Source organism: Streptomyces sp. NPDC058864 (assembly GCF_042742985.1).
Lineage (GTDB): Bacteria > Actinomycetota > Actinomycetes > Streptomycetales > Streptomycetaceae > Actinacidiphila.
Map to the genome: position 1 here is coordinate 138960 of NZ_JBHYMQ010000016.1, position 15945 is coordinate 154904.

At 72.4% G+C, this 15945-nt stretch carries 14 protein-coding genes; 10 read left to right on the forward strand and 4 right to left on the reverse strand.

The window, feature by feature from the left end; translation table 11 throughout:
- The first annotated feature begins 26 nt into the window (after positions 1 to 26).
- From ACFW3D_RS15580 to ACFW3D_RS15595, 4 genes are all read left to right on the forward strand, one after another.
- Positions 27 to 674, forward strand: a complete 648-nt coding sequence (locus tag ACFW3D_RS15580; RefSeq protein WP_500504657.1) for a PhzF family phenazine biosynthesis protein — start codon at positions 27 to 29, stop codon at positions 672 to 674.
- Between the two features lie 422 nt (positions 675 to 1096).
- Positions 1097 to 1294, forward strand: coding sequence for an antitoxin (locus ACFW3D_RS15585; RefSeq protein WP_500504658.1), 198 nt, complete (start codon positions 1097 to 1099; stop codon positions 1292 to 1294).
- A 60-nt stretch (positions 1295 to 1354) separates the two neighbouring features.
- Positions 1355 to 2281, forward strand: a complete 927-nt coding sequence (locus ACFW3D_RS15590) for an oxidoreductase (RefSeq protein WP_500504659.1) — start codon at positions 1355 to 1357, stop codon at positions 2279 to 2281.
- Positions 2282 to 2447: 166 nt separating this feature from the next.
- Positions 2448 to 3605, forward strand: a complete 1158-nt coding sequence (locus ACFW3D_RS15595; protein WP_500504660.1) for an alkaline phosphatase PhoX — start codon at positions 2448 to 2450, stop codon at positions 3603 to 3605.
- A gap of 84 nt (positions 3606 to 3689) precedes the next feature.
- Here the strand turns inward: ACFW3D_RS15595 and ppdK are convergent, their stop codons facing one another.
- Positions 3690 to 6386 carry a pyruvate, phosphate dikinase gene (ppdK, locus tag ACFW3D_RS15600; RefSeq protein ID WP_500504678.1) on the reverse strand — a complete coding sequence of 899 codons (2697 nt, stop codon included), beginning with the start codon at positions 6384 to 6386 and terminating at the stop codon, positions 3690 to 3692.
- A 418-nt stretch (positions 6387 to 6804) separates the two neighbouring features.
- Entirely contained in the window at positions 6805 to 7953 is a 1149-nt protein-coding gene (gene dusB / locus ACFW3D_RS15605; RefSeq protein ID WP_500504661.1) for a tRNA dihydrouridine synthase DusB, read from the reverse strand.
- A gap of 96 nt (positions 7954 to 8049) precedes the next feature.
- Between dusB and ACFW3D_RS15610 the strand changes: the two genes are divergently transcribed.
- Together ACFW3D_RS15610 and ACFW3D_RS15615 are read left to right on the forward strand one after the other, a co-directional pair.
- Complete coding sequence (locus ACFW3D_RS15610; RefSeq protein WP_500504662.1) at positions 8050 to 9462, forward strand: MFS transporter; 1413 nt, start codon at positions 8050 to 8052, stop codon at positions 9460 to 9462.
- Positions 9459 to 9881, forward strand: a complete 423-nt coding sequence (locus ACFW3D_RS15615; protein ID WP_500504663.1) for a MarR family winged helix-turn-helix transcriptional regulator — start codon at positions 9459 to 9461, stop codon at positions 9879 to 9881. The genes ACFW3D_RS15610 and ACFW3D_RS15615 overlap by 4 nt, the downstream gene beginning before the upstream one ends.
- A 20-nt stretch (positions 9882 to 9901) precedes the next feature.
- On the opposite strand, the gene ACFW3D_RS15620 is transcribed toward ACFW3D_RS15615, so the two are convergent.
- Positions 9902 to 10852 carry a helix-turn-helix domain-containing protein gene (locus tag ACFW3D_RS15620; protein WP_500504664.1) on the reverse strand — a complete coding sequence of 317 codons (951 nt, stop codon included), beginning with the start codon at positions 10850 to 10852 and terminating at the stop codon, positions 9902 to 9904.
- Between the two features lie 172 nt (positions 10853 to 11024).
- On the opposite strand from ACFW3D_RS15620, the gene ybiA reads away from it, so the two are divergent.
- Positions 11025 to 11612, forward strand: a complete 588-nt coding sequence (ybiA, locus tag ACFW3D_RS15625) for a riboflavin biosynthesis intermediates N-glycosidase (protein WP_500504665.1) — start codon at positions 11025 to 11027, stop codon at positions 11610 to 11612.
- Here the strand turns inward: ybiA and ACFW3D_RS15630 are convergent.
- On the reverse strand, positions 11593 to 12459 hold the full coding sequence (locus tag ACFW3D_RS15630; protein WP_500504666.1) for a helix-turn-helix transcriptional regulator: 867 nt from the start codon (positions 12457 to 12459) through the stop codon (positions 11593 to 11595). The two genes, ybiA and ACFW3D_RS15630, sit on opposite strands and share 20 nt — an antisense overlap.
- Positions 12460 to 12725: 266 nt before the next feature.
- Here ACFW3D_RS15630 and ACFW3D_RS15635 point away from each other — a divergent pair, with 266 nt between their 5' ends.
- The 3 genes from ACFW3D_RS15635 (at position 12726) to ACFW3D_RS15645 (ending at position 15886) form a co-directional block, all read left to right on the forward strand.
- Positions 12726 to 14093, forward strand: coding sequence for an MFS transporter (locus ACFW3D_RS15635; RefSeq protein ID WP_500504679.1), 1368 nt, complete (start codon positions 12726 to 12728; stop codon positions 14091 to 14093).
- Positions 14094 to 14256: 163 nt separating this feature from the next.
- The gene (locus ACFW3D_RS15640; protein ID WP_500504667.1) at positions 14257 to 15267 is read left to right on the forward strand and encodes an aldo/keto reductase; all 1011 of its coding nucleotides are present in this window, start codon (positions 14257 to 14259) and stop codon (positions 15265 to 15267) included.
- A gap of 34 nt (positions 15268 to 15301) precedes the next feature.
- Complete coding sequence (locus ACFW3D_RS15645) at positions 15302 to 15886, forward strand: TetR/AcrR family transcriptional regulator (RefSeq protein WP_500504668.1); 585 nt, start codon at positions 15302 to 15304, stop codon at positions 15884 to 15886.
- The last annotated feature ends 59 nt before the right edge of the window (positions 15887 to 15945 follow it).

The window sequence follows — 15945 nt, forward strand, 5'->3', positions numbered from 1 at the left end:
GGCCCGGGACCTGCTTGAATCGGCCCATGACCGAAGTCGAGGTGCTGCGGGTGTTCACCGGTCCCGACGGACGGGGCGGGAACCTGCTCGGGGTGGTACGGGACGGCGCGTCCGTGCGCGGGGCGGAGGCGCGGCAGCGGCTGGCGGCGCAGCTCGGCTACAGCGAGACCGTCTTCGTCGACGACGCCGGACGCGGCGTCGTCGACATCTGGACGCCGAGCGTGCGGCTGCCCTTCGCGGGCCATCCGGCGGTGGGGGCGGCGTGGTTGCTCGGGGCCGGGGTGCTGCGGCCGCCGGCCGGCGAGGTGAGGGCCTGGACGGAGGGCGGCTTCACCTGGGTGCGCGGGCGCGCGGAGTGGGCGTCGGGACGCCGCACCCGGCGGTTCGGTTCACCCGCCGAGGTGGACGCGCTGCCCGCGCCGCCGCCCGGCGAGGGCTGGCTCTACGCCTGGGCCTGGGCGGACGAGGCGGCCGGACGCGTCCGCGCGCGGGCCTTCCCGCGACGCGGCGACGCGATCGTCGAGGACGAGGCGACCGGGGCCGCCGCGATGGTGCTCACCGCCGAACTGGGACGCCCGCTGGACGTCCGCCAGGGCGTGGCCTCCCAGATCCTCACCCGCCCCCACCCCGACGGCACCGTCGACATCGGCGGCCGGGTCTCCCCGGCCCCCTGACCGGTCGCCCATCCGGCACGCGTCCCGAGGGCCCCGGCGCGACGGCGAACCCGCCGGTCGCCCCCGCCCGGCACGGCGCCTCGCACGCGGACCCGTCCGGCTTCCACCGGCTCGCCCCGCCCCGTGCCGGCCTCTCCTCCGGCCGCCTGTCCAGGGGCGACGTGCACGCCCCCGGCGGGCGGGGCGACGTGCCCGGCGTGCCACGGTCGGCTCGCGTCGCCCCGGCCGGTGGTCCCCCGTGGTCCGCGCCCCGGGATTCGCGTACACCTTCCGGGGGGTGGCCGCCACGCGGGCGGCTGCCGCGGATGCGGCGTGTGCGAGGCCTCTGACCTGCGGTTTCCGGACTCCGTGGGTTCCGGATGCGGATCTTCGTCGGGGCGGTGATGCTGAGAGCAGTGCCACTCACGGCGAGGAGGACAGCGATGTCCATGTTCGACAAGATCAAGGCCAAGCTGAAGGGCCACGAGAGCCAGGCCCAGAAGGGCATCGACAAGGGCGGCGACATGCTGGACGACAAGACCGGCGGGAAGTACCAGCGCCAGGTCGACACCGCTCAGGACAAGCTGGGCGACGAGTTCGGCTCGGGCAGCACCGGCGAGGACCGTCCCCCGCACTCCTGACGCCGAAGGGCCGTCGCGCACCCGTGTGAAGGGCGGCGCGGCGGCCCTACGCTGGCGCGCATGGTGTGGACCGCGAACGACATCCCCGACCAGAGCGGCCGCACGGCCGTCGTCACCGGAGCGAACAGCGGCATCGGTTACTGCACCGCCCGCGAACTCGCCCGCAGGGGCGCGAGGGTGCTGCTCGCCTGCCGCAGCGAGGCGCGCGGCAAGGAGGCCGTCGACCGCCTGAAGGCCGAACTCCCCGACGCCCGCGCCGGATACCGCCACCTCGACCTGGGGGACCTGTCGTCGGTGCGCGCCTTCGCCGCCGGGTACGACGACACCGGGCTGGACCTGCTGGTCAACAACGCCGGTGTGATGGCCCTGCCGTACGGCACCACCGCCGACGGCTTCGAGACCCAGATGGGCGTGAACCACCTCGGCCACTTCGCCCTCACCGGGCTGCTGCTGCCGCGTCTGCTGGCCACCCCGGGATCCCGCGTCGTCTCCGTCTCCAGCGGCATGCACGCGGTCGCCGCCATCGACCCCGGCGACCTCAACAGCGAACGCCGCTACCGGCGTTGGATCGCGTACGCCCGTTCCAAGAGCGCCAACCTGCTCTTCGTGCACGAGTTGTCCCGGCGGCTGGCGGCCGCGGGCGCGGGCACCGTCGCCGCGGCGGCGCACCCCGGTTACGCGAGCACCGGGTTGCAGACCCGCGCCGCCCGCATGGAGAACCGCCGGACCGTCGAACGCGTGGTGAACCTCGGCAACCGGGTGATCGCCCAGTCCGCGGACGCCGGTGCGCTCCCGCTGCTGTACGCCGCCACGGCGCCCGGCGTGCTCCCCGACTCCTTCACCGGCCCCCGGTTCCAGGGGTGGCGGGGCTCCCCCGCGCCCTCCTGGCGCGCTCCGTGGACCCGCGACGACCGGGCCGGCGAGCTGCTGTGGGCGGCCTCCGAACAGCTCACGGGCGTCCGCTTCGAGCTGCCCGCGGCGGGGTGAGCCGTGCGTCCGCGCGCCCTCTGCCATGACGGTGAATCCAGCAGACCGTGGCGGAGGGTTCACGCTGCGTTGGCTCCGGTGTCAGGGGGCGCGCCCTAGCCTTCCGGTGCGCGACCCGCCCGCGGCGATGGGTCCGGGCGGGCCACCCGTCGTCCCTGGAGTGATCGTGGAACGTCGAACCTTCTTGCGCGGAGCGGTGGTCGGCAGCTCGGCGGCCGCCTTCGGCGGCACCCTGATGCGCGGGGCGGTCTACGCCGCACCCGCCCAGCCCGGTACCGGCCCCTACGGCGCGCTGCAGGCGCCCGACGCCAACGGCATCGCCCTGCCCGGCGGTTTCACCAGCCGTGTGATCGCCCGCTCCGGCCAGACCGTCGCGGGCACCTCGTACACCTGGCACAGCGCACCCGACGGCGGCGCGTGCTTCGCCGACGGCACCGGCTGGATCTACGTCTCCAACTCGGAGATCAACCCGGGCGGCGGCGCGAGCGCGGTCCGGTTCAACTCCTCGGGCAACGTCACGGGCGCCTACCGGATCCTCTCCGGCACCCGGCAGAACTGCGCCGGCGGCAGGACGCCCTGGGACAGCTGGCTGTCCTGCGAGGAGGTCAGCCTCGGCTACGTCTACGAGACCGACCCCCGCGGCGTGGAAGCGGCCGTCCGCCGTGCCGCCATGGGCCGGTTCAAGCACGAGGCGGCCGCCGCCGACCCCGTGCGCAAGGTGGTCTACCTGACCGAGGACGAGACCAACGGCTGCTTCTACCGGTTCGTCCCGGCCACCTGGGGCGACCTGTCGGCCGGGACCCTGCAGGTGCTGGTCGCCGGCACCGCCGCCTCGGGCTCCTTCACCTGGGCGAACGTGCCCGACCCCGACGGCTCCCCGACCGTCACCCGCAGCCAGGTCTCCGGCGCGAAGAAGTTCAACGGCGGCGAGGGCTGCCACTACGCCGACGACACCGTCTGGTTCACCACCAAGGGCGACAACCGGGTCTGGCGGCTCGACCTGACCGCCGGCACCTACGCGCTGGCCTACGACGACTCCCTCGTCTCCGGCAGCGCCCCGCTGACGGGCGTGGACAACATCACCGGCAGCTCCTCGGGCGACCTCTACGTCGCCGAGGACGGCGGCAACATGGAGATCTGCCTGATCACCCCGGACGACGTGGTCTCGCCGTTCCTGCGGGTCAGCGGCCAGTCCTCCTCCGAGATCACCGGTCCCGCCTTCTCCCCCGACGGCACGCGGCTGTACTTCTCCTCCCAGCGCGGCACGAGCGGCAGTTCGACCGGCGGTATCACCTACGAGGTGCGCGGCCCGTTCCGCTCGTAGCGGGGCGGAACGGAAGCGGGGGCGGCACCTTCGCACAAAGGTGCCGCCCCCGGTGAGGGTGGGAGATGGTCTTCCGGGCCGGGGTTACCGGCTGTCGCTGCCCCTGCTCAGCGCCGCGGCGCGGCCCGCCTCCAGGCGGGCGACGGGGATGCGGAACGGGGAGCAGGAGACGTAGTCCAGGCCCACCTCGTGGAAGAAGTGGACGGACTCGGGGTCGCCGCCGTGCTCGCCGCACACGCCGAGCTTGAGGTCGGGCCGGGTGGCGCGGCCGGCCTCGGCGGCGGAGCGGACGAGGGAGCCGACGCCGTCCTTGTCGATGGTCTCGAACGGGGAGACGCCGAAGATGCCCTTCTCCAGGTAGGCGGTGAAGAAGCTCGCCTCGACGTCGTCGCGGCTGAAGCCCCAGACCGTCTGGGTCAGGTCGTTGGTGCCGAACGAGAAGAACTCGGCGGCCTCGGCGATCTGCGCGGCGGTCAGGGCGGCGCGCGGCAGCTCGATCATCGTGCCGAGGGTGAGGCTGAGCTCGGTGCCCGTTGCGGCCTCGACCTCGGCGATGACGGACTCGGCCTCCTCGCGGACGATCTCCAGCTCCTGGACGGTGCCGACCAGCGGGATCATGATCTCGGCCCGCGGGTCGCCCTTGGCGTTCCTGCGCTCGGCCGCGGCCTCGGCGATGGCCCGCACCTGCATGGCGAACAGGCCGGGGATGACCAGCCCGAGGCGCACGCCGCGCAGGCCCAGCATCGGGTTCTGCTCGTGGAGCTTGTGGACCGCCTGCAACAGCCGCAGGTCGTTCTCGTTGGAGTCCTTGCGCGCCTCGGCGAGCGCGACGCGCACCGACAGCTCGGTGATGTCGGGCAGGAACTCGTGCAGCGGCGGGTCCAGCAGGCGCACGGTCACCGGCAGCCCGTCCATCGCCTCGAAGAGCTCGACGAAGTCGGACCTCTGCAGCGGCAGCAGCGCGGAGAGCGCCTTGTCGCGCTCGGACTCGGTGTCGGCGAGGATCAGCCGCTCCACCAGCTCGCGGCGCTCGCCGAGGAACATGTGCTCGGTGCGGCACAGGCCGATCCCCTGGGCGCCGAAGCGGCGGGCGCGGGAGGCGTCCTCGGCGTTGTCGGCGTTGGCGCGCACCCGCAGCCGGCGGACCCGGTCCGCGTACGCCATGATCCGGTGCACGGCCCGCACCAGCTCGTCGGCGTCGTCGGCGCCGGCGTGCATGCGGCCCTCGAAGTACTCCACGACCGGGGACGGCACGACCGGCACCTTGCCGAGGTAGACCTTGCCGGAGGAGCCGTCGATGGAGATGACGTCGCCCTCCTCGACGACGACCCCGCCGGGGGCGGTCATCCGGCGGCGCTTGGTGTCGACCTCGAGCTCCTCCGCGCCGCACACGCAGGTCTTGCCCATGCCGCGGGCGACGACGGCGGCGTGCGAGGTCTTGCCGCCGCGCGAGGTGAGGATGCCCTCGGCGGCGATCATGCCGTTGAGGTCGTCGGGGTTGGTCTCGCGGCGGATGAGGATGACCTGCTCGCCGGAGCGCGACCACTTCACGGCGGTGTACGAGTCGAAGACGGCCTTGCCGACCGCGGCCCCCGGCGAGGCGGCGATGCCCCAGCCGATCCGCTCGGCCTTGGCCTTCTCGTCGAAGCGGGGGAACATCAGCTGCGCCAGCTGTGCGCCGTTGACCCGCTGCAGCGCCTCGGCCTCGTCGATCAGGCCCTGGTCGACCAGCTGGGTGGCGATGCGGAAGGCCGCGGCGGCGGTGCGCTTGCCGACCCGGGTCTGCAGCATCCACAGCTTGCCGCGCTCGATGGTGAACTCGATGTCGCACAGGTCCTTGTAGTGCGTCTCGAGGGTCTCCATGATCTGCATCAGCTGGTCGTAGGACGTCTTGTCCAGCTGCTCCAGCTCGGCGAGCGGCACGGTGTTGCGGATGCCCGCCACGACGTCCTCGCCCTGCGCGTTGCACAGGTAGTCGCCGTAGACGCCCTGGTGGCCGGTGGCCGGGTCACGGGTGAAGGCGACGCCGGTCCCGGAGTCGGAGCCGAGGTTGCCGAAGACCATGGAGCAGACGTTGACGGCCGTGCCGAGGTCGCCGGGGATGCGCTCCTGGCGGCGGTAGAGCTTGGCGCGCTCGCCGTTCCACGAGTCGAAGACGGCGCGCACGGCCAGGTCCATCTGCTCGCGGGGGTCCTGCGGGAAGTCCCGCCCGGTCTCCTTGGCGACGACGGCCTTGAACTGCTCGACCAGGGCCCGCAGGTCGCCCGCGTCCAGGTCGAGGTCGTCGTGGGTGCCCTTGGCCCGCTTGGCGTCCTCCAGCGCGTCCTCGAAGAGCTCTCCGTCGACGCCCAGCACCGTCTTGCCGAACATCTGGATCAGGCGCCGGTAGGAGTCCCAGGCGAAGCGCTCGTTGCCGGCCTGCGCGGCAAGGCCCACGACCGAGGCGTCGGAGAGGCCGATGTTGAGGACCGTGTCCATCATGCCCGGCATGCTGAACTTCGCCCCGGAGCGGACGGAGACGAGCAGCGGGTCGTCCGCCTGCCCGAGCTTCTTGCCCATCCGCTGCTCCAGCGCGTCGAGGTGCGCACTCACCTCGTCGCGCAGCGCCGCGGGTTCGGCGCCCGACTCCAGGTAGACCTTGCAGGCCTCGGTGGTGATCGTGAAGCCCGGGGGAACGGGCAGACCGAGGTTGGTCATCTCGGCGAGGTTCGCGCCCTTGCCGCCGAGCAGGTCCTTGAGGTCCTTGTTGCCCTCAGTGAAGTCGTAGACGAACTTCTGGATTACTTGTTCTTCCGACACGGGACTCGCTCCTCGCGGCCGGGATGCCCTGACGGCGGGGAGCGTACCCATCTCGAAGGCGCCGCAGTACGTCAATCACCAGGTCACACGGTCGTAACCACCCATCCGCCGAGAGATCGAAAGTCATGGCGCCCTTCCGGGTGAGCGAGGAGTGCGTTCAACCGTCGAACACATGCTCTCGCCACGTGATCGCCACACTCGGAGTCCATCACTCCACGTGACGGATGGCTTGACCATGTGTCCACGACAACGATGGCACCCAGTGCCAGTCATTGGAGAGGTGTGGTGACACTCCCACTGCTCATTTGAGCAATACCCCTATCAGGCGTGGCGAGAATCACTCGCTCCAGGAGCGCTTTGTCTTACAGTCCGGACGTCACGACGGACCGCCGAAACATCCTCAGCCGCCCGAAGTGTCCAGCTCGGCCTCGGCGCCGACGACCACCGAGCAGTCGTACGGGTCCTCCAGCCACCCGTCCGGGAGCACCACGCGCTTGCTCCCGGCCGTCCGGCCGCGCGGCCCCTCGGCACCATCCGGCCATTCCTGGTCCAGGTCGAGGTCGTCGAGGTGGGCGTCGAGCTCGGCGAGGGAGGAGGTCATCGCCAGCTTGCGGCGCATCTCCGAGCCGACCGAGAAGCCCTTGGTGTACCAGGCGACGTGCTTGCGGAAGTCGATGACCCCGCGCTCCTCGTCGCCCAGCCACTCCCCCAGCAGCCCCGCGTGGCGCCGCATGACGCCGGCCACCTCGCGCAGCGTCGGGGCCGCCGGGGCGCCGCCGCCCTCGAAGGCCGCCACGAGGTCGCCGAAGAGCCAGGGACGGCCCAGGCAGCCGCGGCCGACGACGACACCGTCGCAGCCGGTCTCCCGCATCATGCGGACCGCGTCCGCGGCGCTCCAGATGTCGCCGTTGCCCAGCACCGGGATCTCCGGGACGTGCTCCTTGAGGCGGGCGATGGCCTCCCAGTCGGCCGTGCCCCCGTAGTGCTGGGCGGCGGTCCTGCCGTGCAGCGCGACGGCGGTGACGCCCTCCTCGACGGCGATCCGGCCCGCGTCCAGGTAGGTGGTGTGGTCGTCGTCGATGCCCTTGCGCATCTTGATCGTGACCGGCAGGTCGCCCGCGTTGCCGACCGCCTCGCGCAGGATCGAGCGGAGCAGGTTGCGCTTGTAGGGCAGCGCCGAGCCGCCGCCCTTGCGGGTCACCTTGGGCACCGGGCAGCCGAAGTTCAGGTCGATGTGGTCGGCGAGGTCCTCGTCGACGATCATCCGGACCGCCTTGCCGACGGTGACCGGGTCGACCCCGTACAGCTGGATCGAACGCGGCTTCTCGCTGCCGTCGAAGTGGATCAGCTGCATGGTCTTGTCGTTGCGCTCGACGAGGGCCCGGGTGGTGATCATCTCCGAGACGAAGAGCCCCTTGCCGCCGGAGAACTCACGGCACAGCGTGCGGAACGGCGCGTTGGTGATCCCGGCCATCGGTGCCAGCACCACGGGCGGCCACACGGTGTGCGGGCCGATGCGGAGTGCGGGAGCGGTGGCGTCAGCAGTCATGCGGACCATTCTCCCGTATCGCCCGGCCGGTGTTGGGTGTAGCGTGAAATGGTTACACACGTACAATCAATCCGGATCAAGGAGACCGAACAGCCGATGCCCGAGCTGAGCCGGGGCAGACGCCTGCTGGTGCTGGCGATCTGCTGCATGAGTCTGCTGATCGTCAGCCTCGACAACACCATCCTCAACGTCGCGCTGCCCGCCATGCGCCGGGACCTGCACACCTCCATCTCCGGACTGCAGTGGACCATCGACGCCTACACGCTCGTGCTGGCCTCGCTGCTCATGCTCTCCGGCTCCACCGCCGACCGGATCGGCCGGCGCCGGATCTTCCGCACCGGCCTGGTGATCTTCACGGTGGCGTCCGGTCTGTGCAGCATCGCCCCCAGCCTGGAGTGGCTGGTGGTCTTCCGCATGCTGCAGGCGGTGGGCGGTTCGATGCTCAACCCCGTCGCGATGTCGATCATCACCAACGTCTTCACCGACCCGCGCGAGCGCGCGCGGGCGATCGGGGCGTGGGGCGGCGTCGTCGGGATCAGCATGGCCGCCGGGCCGATCATCGGCGGCGCGCTCGTCGAGTCGGTCGGCTGGCGCTCGGTGTTCTGGATCAACCTGCCGATCGGGCTGCTCGCCCTGGTGCTCACCGCGCTGTACGTGCCCGAGTCCCGGGCGCCGCGGCCGCGGCGGATCGACCCGGTCGGCCAGCTGCTGGTCATCGCGCTGCTCGGCTCGCTGACGTACGCCATCATCGAGGCGCCCGCGGCCGGCTGGGGCTCCCCGGTCATCGTCGGCTGCCTCGTGCTCGCCCTGGGCTCCGCGGTGTCCCTGATCCTCTACGAGCGGCGGCGCAGGGAACCCCTGATCGACCCGCGCTTCTTCCGCAGCGCGCCCTTCAGCGGGGCCACGGTGATAGCGGTGAGCGCCTTCGCCGCCCTCGCCGGCTTCCTCTTCCTCAACACCCTGTACCTCCAGGACGTACGCGGGCTGTCCGCCCTGGACGCCGGTCTGCACCTGCTGCCGATGGCGGCCATGGCCCTGGTCTGTGCCCCGCTGTCCGGACGCATGGTCGGCAGCCGCGGCCCGCGGCTGCCGCTGCTGCTGGCGGGCCTGGCCACCACGGGCAGCGGCGTGATGTTCGCCGCGCTGGACGCGACCGCCTCGGACGCCAAGCTGTTCACCGCGTACGTCCTGTTCGGCATCGGCTTCGGCTTCGTCAACGCGCCGATCACCAACACCGCGGTCTCCGGCATGCCGCGCACCCAGGCAGGGGTCGCCGCGGCGGTGGCCTCGACCAGCCGGCAGGTCGGTCAGTCCCTGGGCGTGGCCGTCATGGGCGCCGCGCTCGCCGCCGGGCTGGACCTCACCGCGTGGTGGATCATCACCGGCTGCGGTGTGGCGATCCTGGCGCTGGGGTGGCTGACCTCGGGCCACTGGGCGGCGGGCACCGCCGAGCGCGCCGCGGAGCGGCTCAGCGCGGACGCCGCCCGCGAACCGGTGGGCGCCCGGTGAACGAGGCCACGGCCGCCCGGGTGTGGCGCGACCTGCGCACGCTCGTCCTCGAGCGCAACGAACGCCGCCGCGAGGTCGCCGAGGCCCTCGGCATGAGCTTCTTCCGGGTCAAGGCGCTGCGCCGGATCGCGGCGGCCCCCGTGACCCCGGGCGACCTCGCCGCCGATCTCATGACGGACCGCCCGTACGTCACGCTCGTCGTCGACGACCTCGCCCGGCGGGGGCTGGTGGAACGCACGCCGCACCCGCGCGACCGGCGCCGCAAGCTCCTGAGCGTCACGCCGGCCGGCGCCGAGGCCGCGGGGGAGGCCGACCGCATCCTGGGCACTCCCCCGCCGGGCCTGGTGGAACTCGACCCGGAGGAACTCGCGGCGCTGGACCGGGTGGTGACCAAGCTGCTGGGGCCCGCACCGGGGTGATCCGGGGAAGACCCGGGGTCCTAATACTGCAACCGCGACACGCTGGGGCTCACGCCGTACGCCGCCTTGAAAACGCGGCTGAAGTGGGCCGCGCTGGCGAACCCCCACCGGTGCGCGATCGCCTCGATCGTCATGAACCGATGCGCCGGCGAGGCCAGTTCCCTCCTGCACTCTTCGAGGCGCTGCGTCCTTATCCATTCACCGAGGGTGATTCCGGCTCGGGACAGGGTCAGGTAGAGCCGGCGTACCGAAACCTGGTGCTCGGCGGCGATACGTGCGGCAGTCAGGTCGGGTTCCGCCAGATGGAGGCGGACGTACTCCTGAACACGCTGAAGAAGCGTGCGGTTCAGCGGCGGTCCGGCCAGGTCGTCACGGCCCATGGCCGTGGTGACCACAGCCCTGATCAGGTCGACGCAGGGCTGCGCGAACAGGGCGGTCTCGGCCTCGCCGACGGCCGCCCGGTCATGGGCCAGCCGGGTGAAGAACGCCGCTGTGGCACCCACGACGGGGCGCTCCGAACCGAGCCGGACGGCTGTGACCTGGTCGAGCAGGGACGGCCGCAGCCCCAGGACGTGGGTGGGAACACGCACCAGCACCGCCTGGATCGTGCCGTGGAAGAGGACCTCGTAGGGCTTCGCGTTCTGGAGCACCACGAGATCTCCCGCCCGCACCACACCCTGCCTGCCTCCCTGGCGGAACCGGGAGACCCCCGCTTCCTGCAGGCTGACGAGGACGTGCGGCACCATGTCCTCGCCCACCGGGGCAGCGGCACGGCGGAGGCGGTCCACGTTCCAGTCGATCTCCGAGACCTTCACCGACCCCATCGCGCTGGTGGTCGCACTGGCCCTCAGGTGATTCGGGTCCGGTGGAAGGTCCACCTCTATGCGGCCGTTGACGGACCACGAGAAGTCGCGGATCGCGTCCGCGCGATCACCGGGGGCCAGCGACGCGATGTCGAGTCGATCTGCCATACGGCTGCCTCCTGAACCGGTCGCGGGACCTGCGTTTTGGGCACGTCTCCACGGTACTGCCACAGGTAGTCCGCTTTCGGGGCTTTTACTGTATTGTGCACCTTTATTTCCGGGCGGCCTCGCGCGGGAAAACCGGCGGCCGTTGTCGGTGCCCGGCGGTAGCGTCACCGACATGACGACGCAGATCACCGAGCCCCGAGACGCCCGTTCCCGGGCCGCGCTGACGGAGCTGACCGCGCGCGGCGTCCGCCCCGGGTACCTGTTCTTCTGGGGCCACCGGCCACAGCGCGACGGCAGCGTGGGCGCGGGCTGCCTGAGCCAGTGGTGGCCGTCGGAGTTCACCGTCGACGGCATCGGCTACGCCACGGCGGAGCACTGGATGATGGCCGGCAAGGCCCGTCTCTTCGACGACGAGCGGGCCCTCGCCGCCATCCTCGCCGCCCCGCACCCGAACGCCGCGAAGAAGCTGGGCCGCCAGGTCCGCGGCTTCGACAACGTCACCTGGGAGCGGCACCGCGAGGAACTCGTCGTCGAGGGCAACGTCGCCAAGTTCGGCCAGGACCCGGCGCTGCGCGACTACCTGCTGGGCACCGGCTCGCGCGTGCTGGTCGAGGCCAGCCCGGTGGACCGCATATGGGGCATCGGCCTGGCCGCCGGCGAGGAGGCCGCCGCGGACCCCGCACGGTGGCGCGGCCTGAACCTGCTGGGCTTCGCCCTCATGGAGGCGCGGCAGCGGCTCCTCACACCGGCATCGGCATGACGCTCGGCGCGGCCACGGCGATCTCGTACAGCCGGTCCAGCCGTTCGCGGGTGGCGGCGTCCGCCGGGGAGTAGGTGACCAGCCGGGGGCCCTGGCTGGGACCGAGCCACAGGTGCGTGAAGTGGAAGGTCAGCAGGCCGACCCGGGGGTTGAGGAAGCGCTTGGTGCGGTTCTCCGGTTCCTGCACCTCATGCCTCTCCCACAGCTCGCAGAACTCCGGGGAAGCCTGCTCCAGCCTTTTGACCAGGGACTTCCACGCGGGCTCCGCGAGGTGCTCGGCCATCGCCGCACGGTACTTGGCCACCAGTTGCCGGCTGGTCTCGTGCCAGTCGGGCAGGCCCTCGCGCCAGGCGGGGTCGGTGAAGGCCAGCCACATGATGTTGCGGTCCTCGAAGGGGAGCCGGTCGAGGTCGTCGACCAGCCGTGCGTAGGTGCGGTTGTGGGCGATGACGTCGGTGCGGCTGTTGAGGACCGCGGCCGGCAGCGGTTCCAGCTTCGCCAGCATCTCCCTGATCTGGTCGGACATCCCCGGGCACTGGGCACGCGGGTTGGGGTCGGGGACCCCGGCGAGCAGGAAGAGGTGGGTGCGCTCGTTCGGGTCCAGCATCAGGGCCCGGGCGATGGAGTCGGCCACCTGCGCGGAGATCTGGATCTCCCGGGCCTGCTCGAGCCACGTGTACCAGGTGACCCCGACCGCGGCCAGCTGCGCCACCTCCTCACGGCGCAGCCCGGGGGTGCGGCGTCGGCGGCCGGGCGGGAGTCCGACCTGCTCCGGGGAGATCCGTTCACGGCGGCTGCGGAGGAAGGACGCGAGCTCGCTCCGCGCGGCGGCGCTGGGAGACGTCATACCTCCAGGGTGCCTGACTCCCCAGACCATTGCCAGGTGGTCGCGATACCTGGATAAACGCTCTCTGGTACCCCCCTGAGAACAAGGTCATCGTGGCACACGTGACCGATCACAACGAACCCCCCGCCTCCGCCGGCCTCCGTTCCCGTGCCCAGGTGCGGCCCCGCGTCCTCCGGGTCGGCGCCTCCGGCCCGGCCCCGGCGGCGAGAACCGCGGCACCGGCCGCCGAGGCGCCGCCCGGCCGGGCCGCACCGGCCCTCGGCGCGCTGGGCCTGTTCACCGTGCTGCTGGGTGCGGCGCTGCCGCTCATCGACTTCTTCATCGTCAACGTCGCCCTGCCCGCCATCGAGACCGACCTGCACGCCGGGGCCGCCCTGCTGGAGCTGGTCGTGGCGGGCTACGGCGTGGCGTACGCCGTGCTGCTGGTGCTCGGCGGCCGGCTCGGCGACTCCTTCGGCCGCCGCCGGCTCTTCCTCGCCGGCATGGCGGCCTTCGGCCTGACCTCGCTCGCCTGCGGCCTGGCACCGGACGCGTGGGTGCTGGTGGGCGCCCGCGTCGCGCAGGGCGCGGCGGCCGCGCTGATGCTGCCCCAGGTGCTGGCCACCATCCACTCGGCGACCGCCGGCCACCGCAGGGCCAAGGCGCTGAGCCTGTACGGCGCGACGGCGGGACTGTCCATGGTCGCGGGCCAGATCCTGGGCGGCGTCCTGGTCGCCGCGGACATCGCGGGCACCGGTTGGCGCGCGGTGTTCCTGGTCAACGTGCCGGTCGCGGCGGCCGGGCTGCTGCTCGCGCTGCGCTCGGTACCGGAGACCCGTTCCGACCGCCCCGCGCCGGTCGACCGGCCCGGCACCCTGCTGCTGGCGGTGTCGCTGGTGACCCTGCTGGTGCCGCTGACCGAGGGCCGGGCGGCCGGCTGGCCGGCGTGGACGTGGGTGTCGCTGACGGTCTTCCCGTTCGCCGCCCTGGCGTTCTTCGTGGTCGAGCGGCGGGCCGACCGGGCCGGGCGGATCCCCCTCGTGCCGCCGAGCCTGTTCGCCCTCGCCGGGATGCGGCGGGCGCTGCCGCTGCTGGTGCCGTTCTCCATCGGCTTCGGCGGCTTCATGTTCGTGATCGCGGTCGCGCTGCAGCAGGGCCTGCGGTTCGGGCCGGTGGAGGCGGGCGCGACGCTGGTGCCGATGGCCGTGGCGTTCTTCCTGGCCTCGCTGGCCGGGCCGCGTCTGGTGGGCCGGTACGGCGGGCGCGTGGTCACCGCGGGCGGCGTCCTGCAGGGCGTCGGCGTCGCGGTGCTGGCGCTGACCGTGGCGCGCAGCTGGGGACCCGGGATGACGGCGTGGGCCCTGCTGCCGGGTGTGGCGCTCGCCGGCCTCGGCCAGGGACTGCAACTGCCGGTGCTGTTCCGGCTGGTGCTCGCGGACGTACCGGGCGAGCGGGCCGGCGTCGGCAGCGGGGTCATGGTGACCACGCAGCAGTCGGCGCTGGCCCTGGGTGTGGCCACCCTCGGCACGCTGTTCCTCGCCCTGGTCTCCTCGCACGGGACCCGTGAGGCGCTGGTCGTGGTGCTGGTCGTGCAGCTGGCGGCGGTGGTCGTGACGGCGCTGGCCAGCCTGCGGCTGCCGCGCCAGGTGGCCTGAGGGGCGCGGATCCCGGTCCGGGCCCGGGCCGGATCCCGGGTCGGTCCTCTTCGGGAATGCGGATGACGGAACATGCGCTGACAGATATTGAAATCTGTCAGCGCATGTGTCACTGTTGTCAGCATCCCCGCCCGACCTCTTGAGCCCCACCAAGGAGTCCCCCTTGCGAAGCCGCACCCTCGGTTCCACCGGCCCCACCGTCTCCGCTCTCGGCCTCGGCGCCATGGGCATGTCCGCCCTCTACGGCGACGCCGACCGCGGCGAGTCGATCGCCACGATCCACGCCGCCCTCGACGCCGGCATCACACTGATCGACACCGGCGACTTCTACGGCATGGGCCACAACGAGCTGCTCATCGGCGAGGCCCTGCGCGCGGCCGCCCCCGCCGACCGCGAGAAGGCGCTCGTCAGCGTCAAGTTCGGTGCCCTGCGCGGGCCCGGCGGCGACTGGCTGGGCGTCGACGGCCGCCCGGCCGCCGTGAAGAACTTCGCCTCCTACTCGCTGCAGCGCCTGGGCGCCGATCACATCGACGTCTACCGCATCGCCCGGGTCGACCCGGCCGTCCCGATCGAGGAGACCGTCGGCGCCATCGCGGAACTCGTCCAGGCCGGCTACGTACGGCACATCGGCCTGTCCGAGGTCGGCGCCGCCACCCTGCGCCGGGCCGCGGCCGTGGCCCCGATCACCGACCTGCAGATCGAGTACTCGCTGATCTCCCGCGGCATCGAGGACGAGATCCTGCCCACCGCCCGCGAACTGGGCATCGGCATCACGGCGTACGGCGTGCTGTCCCGCGGCCTGATCAGCGGCCACTTCACCAGTGACCGCCGGCTGGCCGGCAACGACTTCCGCGCGATGAGCCCGCGCTTCCAGGGCGAGAACCTGGAGCACAACCTGAGGCTGGTCGAGGCGCTGCGCAAAATCGCGGAGCAGAAGGGGGTCACCGTCGCCCAGACCGCCATCGCCTGGGTGCTGTCCCGCGGCGAGGACATCGTCCCGCTGGTCGGTGCCCGCACCCGCGAGCGGCTCGCCGAGGCACTGGGCGCGCTGGAGGTGACCCTCGACGCGGCCGACCTGACGGCGATCGAGACCGCGATCCCGGCCGACGCGGCCGCGGGCGAGCGCTACCCGCAGTCGCAGATGGCGCATCTGGACAGTGAGCACCGGCACTGACGGCCACCCGACCGGTCCTGGGAGAATGGCGACCATGCCACCCGAGACGCTGACCGCCGAACGCATCCTCGAGACCACCGAAGAGGTGCTGCGCCGCTACGGCCCCGCCAAGGCGACCGTGGTGGACGTGGCCCGCGCCCTCGGGGTCAGCCACGGCAGCGTCTACCGGCACTTCCGCACCAAGGCCGCGCTGCGCGAGGCGGTCACGCAGCGGTGGCTGGACCAGGCCCACGCGGAGCTGTCGGCGATAGCGGAGGACGGCGACCGCCCGGCGCCCGCGCGGCTGCGCGCCTGGCTGGAGGCGCTGTTCGCGGCCAAGCGGCGCAAGGCGGGCGGCGATCCCGAGCTGTTCGCCACGTACATGGCGCTCACCGACGAGCACAGCTCCGTGGTGGCCCAGCACGTCGCCGTCATGGTCGGGCTCCTCGCCCGGATCGTCCGGGACGGCGTGGCCGGCGGCGAGTTCGCCACGGGCGACCCCGAGGCCGCCGCGCAGGCGGTCTGGGACGCCACCGTCCGCTTCCACGACCCGGCGTACGCACCCGAGTGGTTCACCCCGGGCATCGACGCGGCGTACTCCGCGGTCAACGACCTGATCGTGCGCGGTCTGGAGTCCTGAGGGTCCGGGCACTGCCCGGGCCTGCGGACGCGCGAAAGGCGCCCGGCCATCCCCGAGGG